This window comes from Streptomyces sp. NPDC005070 (genome assembly GCF_053600395.1).
In genome coordinates this window covers 1-5610 of the sequence record NZ_JBSFZS010000251.1, presented here as the reverse complement: position 1 = coordinate 5610, position 5610 = coordinate 1, and the positions used below count along the sequence as shown (strand labels likewise).

At 69.2% G+C, this 5610-nt stretch carries 4 protein-coding genes; all 4 read left to right on the top strand.

All coding sequences use genetic code 11. The features are described from left to right. The first annotated feature begins 74 nt into the window (after positions 1–74). Positions 75–353 (top strand): VMAP-C domain-containing protein, encoded by a 279-nt coding sequence (locus ACWEBX_RS36945; protein ID WP_451889119.1) that lies wholly within the window; start codon positions 75–77, stop codon positions 351–353. After that, the gene (locus tag ACWEBX_RS36940; protein WP_451889118.1) at positions 350–1651 is read left to right on the top strand and encodes an SAV_2336 N-terminal domain-related protein; all 1302 of its coding nucleotides are present in this window, start codon (positions 350–352) and stop codon (positions 1649–1651) included. Before ACWEBX_RS36945 ends, ACWEBX_RS36940 begins: the two co-directional genes overlap by 4 nt. A gap of 127 nt (positions 1652–1778) precedes the next feature. After that, complete coding sequence (locus ACWEBX_RS36935) at positions 1779–2858, top strand: AAA family ATPase (RefSeq protein ID WP_451889117.1); 1080 nt, start codon at positions 1779–1781, stop codon at positions 2856–2858. A gap of 79 nt (positions 2859–2937) precedes the next feature. Continuing rightward, positions 2938–5610, top strand: a 2673-nt coding sequence (locus ACWEBX_RS36930; RefSeq protein ID WP_451889116.1) for an SAV_2336 N-terminal domain-related protein, incomplete at its 3' end; no start/stop codon positions are given.

The window sequence follows — 5610 nt, the reverse complement described above, 5'->3', positions numbered from 1 at the left end:
GGTGACGTCGCCGCCGCCGTACCGCCCGGTGTCGGTGTTGAGGATCTCGTGCCAGGCGGGGATCTCCTCGGCTGGTGGGCTGCGTGCTCAGCCAGCCACCGCGCGCCGGCGACGGGCAGGGCGAACGCGAGGTGCGCACCGCCCTCAGCCACGGCATCCCGTTCCTGCTCTGGGACATCGAGGACTGTTCACGGCCGGACTTCCGCGACGCAGCCGAGGAATTGCTCTCCCCCGGCCGTCTGGCAGACCTGCCGTCCCGGCTGCTCGACCTGCGCCGCCACTCCCGGACCGGCGAAAGACTCGTGCTGCTCTGGGACGATCCCAACCGCCAGCCGGTGTGGAGCGGGCTGTGAACGTACCGCGCGATGACAGGGACGGGCCCCACCGGTCTTGGGTGATGGCCCGCGCTCTGGAGCGTTCGCCAGAACCGCGCCGCAGCACACCCGGCGCAGGCCTGCTCAGAGAACGGCAGGTCCTGCGGGCGCTCGACACCCTCCTGGAGAGCCCGCCCGCGGACTGGTCCGACGACGAGGCGTTCCTGGCCGAGGAACGTCACTACGGCCCGGGGGCGAGGGGACGCTGGGAAATGACCGTCGCCGTCGACAATGCGCTGTCCATGGAGGTCTGGCATCACATCGTGCAAGGCCTGGTGGAGATGCTCAACCAGCACGGCCTGTGCCGCCAGGAACGCGCGATCGAGTTCGACACCCGCGGACCGCAGCCCAACGCTGTCCCGCCCGAACACGTGCGGCCCGGCCCGCTGCTGGTCCTGACCGACGGCATCGCCTCCGCCTGGCACCGCGGCGCCCTGGACCGGCATCTCCATGTCCTTGGCCAAGACCATTCCCTCGCAGTGATCCACCTCGTGGACGACACGCTGTGGCCGAGCACGGGCGTGCGCCCCGAACCGCTGACGCTGCTGCCCACAGGCGCCGACGGCGCCCCTTCTCGGCTGACCCACTGGGAAGGAGCTCGCCCGGGAGTCTTCCCGGTGCCCGTCCTGGCTCTCCAAGAGGATCATCTCAAGCAGTGGGCCCACTTCCTGACCGGAGGCGCGAACGGCTGGACGTACCTGCCCGCCGTACTGGTGCCCCGGGACGCGGACGACATGGACGAAGCGGATCCCACCGCACCGCACAACGCCCCGGCATCGGCCGCCGACCTGGTGGAGGACTTCGACAACGCCGGCACGCAGTGGGCACGTCGCCTGGCCAGGGCCCTGGCCGCGGTACCTCTGAACCTCGCCGTGATGCATCGTGTGCAATCCCGGCTGATCCCCGGATCTGCTCCGCACCTGCTCTCGGAGCTCTTCGTCGCCGGGTTGCTGGTTCCGGTCGTGGGCCGGGAGTCCATACGCCGGTATGACCAGGTCACCTTCGACTTCCCCGACGGAGTACGCAAGTTGCTGCTGTCCTCGGCGACCCGGGCCGACACGGTGCGGCTCTTCGAAGACGCGGTGCGCCACCTCGACCGGGATCTCGGAGTCGTCGACGTCCGCGGCTGGGACAGCCTGCCCGCTGAGAGCGCACGGCGCCTGATCACCACCCCGGCCACACCGGAGTCGGCGGCCTTCCACCGGGTGCGGGACACGGTCCTGGACGCGGTTTCGGGGCCGCACCGTCCACGGTTCGAAAGACGGCAGGCCGATTGAAGTCGACTACCGAAAGCTGCAGTTCCGCCGATCACCGCGCGATTCTTCGCCAAGATGAAACCCACACGACCGATGTGTCGCAGGACCGTCCGGCCACGGCCCGGCCGGTGAAGGAAGGGGGTAGCACGTGACTGCCGATGTCTTCGGCCGCCAGACCGCCGACCCGTCAGATCAGGGGTGGGGAATCTACCGGGGCACCGGGGCGCCCCGCCCCGACGGGATCGACGCCCTGCCGCCGCCTCCGCCGTGGCGTGACTTCGACGGCGGTCCCGTGCTGCCCCCGCCGTTCGAGGACCGGTCGGAGACGCGGCGGCGGCTGGGCACACACACGCCCACCGCCCGAACCGACGAGAAGCAGCTCTCCATCATCAACGCCGCCCTATACCTGCGCCGGCCGCTTCTCGTGACCGGCAGACCCGGCTCGGGCAAGTCCACCCTGCCCTACCGCATCGCCCACGAACTCGGTCTGGGACGTGTCCTGTACTGGCCGGTCACCAGCCGGACCACACTCCAGGACGGCCTCTACACCTACGACGCCATCGGGAGGGTGCAGGCCACGGCTACCTGGCGGGCCACGATCGGCGCTCCCGGCGAGACGCCCGACTCTCCCGTCGCACAAGACCCGCCCTCCGTCGGCGACTTCCTCAGCCTCGGCCCTCTCGGAACTGCCCTGCTGCCCTACGAACGGCCCCGCGTCCTGCTCGTCGACGAACTGGACAAGAGCGACATCGACCTGCCCAACGATCTGCTGAGCGTGCTGGAGGAGGGCACGTTCGAAGTACCCGAACTGGTGCGGTCCGTCACCGGCACACGGGTCGCCGAAGTCCGCACACACGACCCGGAGAGCAGAGCCCCGGTCGACAGCGGCCGGGTGCGCTGCCGGGCCTTTCCCATCGTCGTGATCACCAGCAACGGAGAGCGTGAGTTCCCCCCGGCCTTCCTGCGCCGCTGCGTGCGGCTAGACATCCCGCAGCCCGACACACACGAGCTGGCGGCAATGGTGGCTGCGCACTTCTCCCCCGAGGTCGCCGACAGAGCACGTGACCTGATCGTGCACTTCCACCAGCAGAGCGCTGCATCGGGCGGGCTTGCCGCCGACCAACTGCTGAACGCCGTCCATCTCATGACCGCAGGAGGACACCCGCCGCAAGGTCCACGATGGGACGAGCTGATGGCCGCCGTATGGCGGCGCCTCTCGGACTACTGACAGAGCCGGCGTTCACCGTGTTCTACGACGATCCGCGTGGACGGGCAGGAGCGAGTTCGAGCACGGTGGGAGGCGGGGTGTGACCGAGCAACAAGGCGAGCCTTCCGGCAATCTGACGGCGACGGAGATCGCCGAGGCGATGTGGCTGACGAGCATCGTCCGCCAGCGAGGCGGCGCACTCGATCGCCCGCTCGGCACCACCTCGCACCCCGCGGACGGATCCCCCGACCCGAGCAGCGACACGGAACCAAACACACCTCCGGGTCCCCGGCCGGTTCCCGACACGGGCCTGCCGGACACCGAGGCCGACGCCCTGCCCTCCACGCCACAACCTGCGCCCGAAGCCGTCCCCGAGCGCGTCGCAGAGGTCGGCCGACCCCGTCCCTCCGCGCACTCCGCCGACGGGGCACCGGTGTCCGCCTCGCCTTCGGAGACCCGCTCCATCGGCCGGCCCGCGCTCGCCGGCCCCTTGGCTCTGGCACGCGCGCTGCGGCCCCTTCGTACGCCCAGCGACCAGAGTCGCCACCGGCTGTTCGACGAGGACGCCACCGCCCGGCAGGCCGCCGAGAACGACTTCTGGCTGCCGGTATTCCGGCCTGCCCGCAGCCGCCCGTGGAGCGAGGCCACGCTCATCGTCGACACCAGCCCCACGATGCGGCTGTGGCGCAGAACCTGTGCGGAGTTCACCGAACTGCTGGCGCGCATCGACGCCTTCGCCTCCGTGCGCACTCTGACACTCGACACCTCCGTCATCGACGAACCACTCACCCTGCGCAACCGGGCCCACGAGGTCTCACCTCGCGCACTCGGTGCTCCAGGCGGCGCCAGCCTCGTCCTGGTCCTGACCGACGGCATCGGCCGGGCCTGGCGAGAGGGCTCGGCCGCAGCCTTAGTGCGCGACGTAGCCCGCGTCCACACGACCGCGGTAGTGAACCTGTTGCCCGACCGGGCTTGGCAGCTGACCGGCATCCCGGCACGCCCGGTACCACTGCACCGGGCCGCCTCCACACCCGGCAACACCGGCCTTCTCCAACTCGACGAGCACAGCGACGACTTGTACGACGACGGCCTCGACGACGAGGAGGACCTGCTGGAGCCGCTGGTCCCCGTCCTACGCCTTGACCCACGCTTCCTGAACCCCTGGGCGCGGCTCGTTGCCGGACGGCGTACCCAGCGGCCGTTCACCCTGCCAGTGATGCTCGCCCCCGAATCCCTCGACAGCCTCCACCACCTTGCCGCGCCAGCATCGGTATCCGATCCGAGCGACGAGCGGTTCGTCCGTCGCGCCCGCGCCCAAATCTCACCGACAGCGTTCTCGGCGGCCGTCAAACTCGCCTCGCTTCCGCTCTCCGAGACCATCCTCCACGAGCTCATTCCTCTCCTGCAGCCGGGCTTCGGCCCGGGAGATCTCGGGGAGCTGCTTGCCTCAGGCCTGCTGCGTGCGGCGCCGGGCAACGCGGCGGAGAACTCAGGGCTCGACTTCGCCTTCGCGCCCGGCGTCCGCGAGCACCTGCTCGGTTTCGGAAGCCGAGCGGACACCTATCGAACTGTGGAGCGGGCCCACGCGATCGTCACCGACCAGGCCCAGCTCGAAACACTGGCATATCAACTCCGGGTGTTTCGCGGCGAGGATGCGGCGCTCCCCGCACACATCGAGGGCAATACCCCCTACCTGCAGCTCTCGCAGACTGTGATTCGGGCTCTGTCCGGCCCGCCCCGCGTCCCTGCGAAACGGCGCCCGCCGAGCAGCATCAGCTCGGTGGGCCATCCGGATGTGGCGCAGCGCGGCGGACCGGTCATGGAGGTATCGGTAGCGGAAGCTCGGGTGCCACGAGAACTCGCCGTCGAAACGTCCACTCTCACAACGCCCTCGGCCGGCGCACGGCGTCCTTCGACCGTCTGGTACGGAGTGCCCCCGCGAAACCGGTACTTCACAGGCCGCGTTTCTGAACTCGCTTTCCTGGAGGCCAGGTTGAAAAGCGATGGGCCCATGGCATCCATCGACGCTTTGATCGGCATGGGTGCTGTGGGCAAGTCGCAACTCGCCTTCGAGTACATCTACCGGCACAGTCACGCCCACGACGTGATCTGCTGGATCCCGGCCGAACACCCCACGCAGATCGTGGCCGCGGTACAGGAGATCGTCCACCGGCTGGGCATCCCGCTCGGCTCCGGCGACGCGATACAGTCGGCGGTACCCGCGTTACTGGAGGCCCTGAGGACCGGGGACCTGTGGCAACGCTGGCTGCTGGTCTTCGACAACGCCGAAAACGTCGAGGCGGTATGGCCGTTCTTGCCGCTCGCAGGCCCCGGACGTGTTCTGGTCACCTCTCGCAACACTCAATGGGTGCACGTCGCCAACACGTTGGAGTTGGACGTCTTCTCACGGCAGGAGAGCGTGGAGCTGCTGCTGCGGCGCAACGACCGGATCGGCCCCCGTGACGCCGACATGTTGGCCGACGCTCTCGGCGACCTGCCGCTCGCCTTGGAGCAGGCGTCCGCCTGGCTGCTCGAAACCGCCATGCCGGTCGGGGAGTATCTTGAGCTCTTCGAGGAGCGGTACTCAGAGCTCCTTTCTGTGACTCCTCCGCAGCACTACGAACTATCCGTGGCCGCTGCATGGAACGTCGCCCTTGCCCGCCTGCGGGAAGACGACCCGCTGGCGCTGCGCATCCTCCAGTTCAGGTGTTCCGGCGGAACTTCCGTAGCTGGAGGGGCGATCGCCCGTTCTGGGCCGGTCTGTACATCGTGT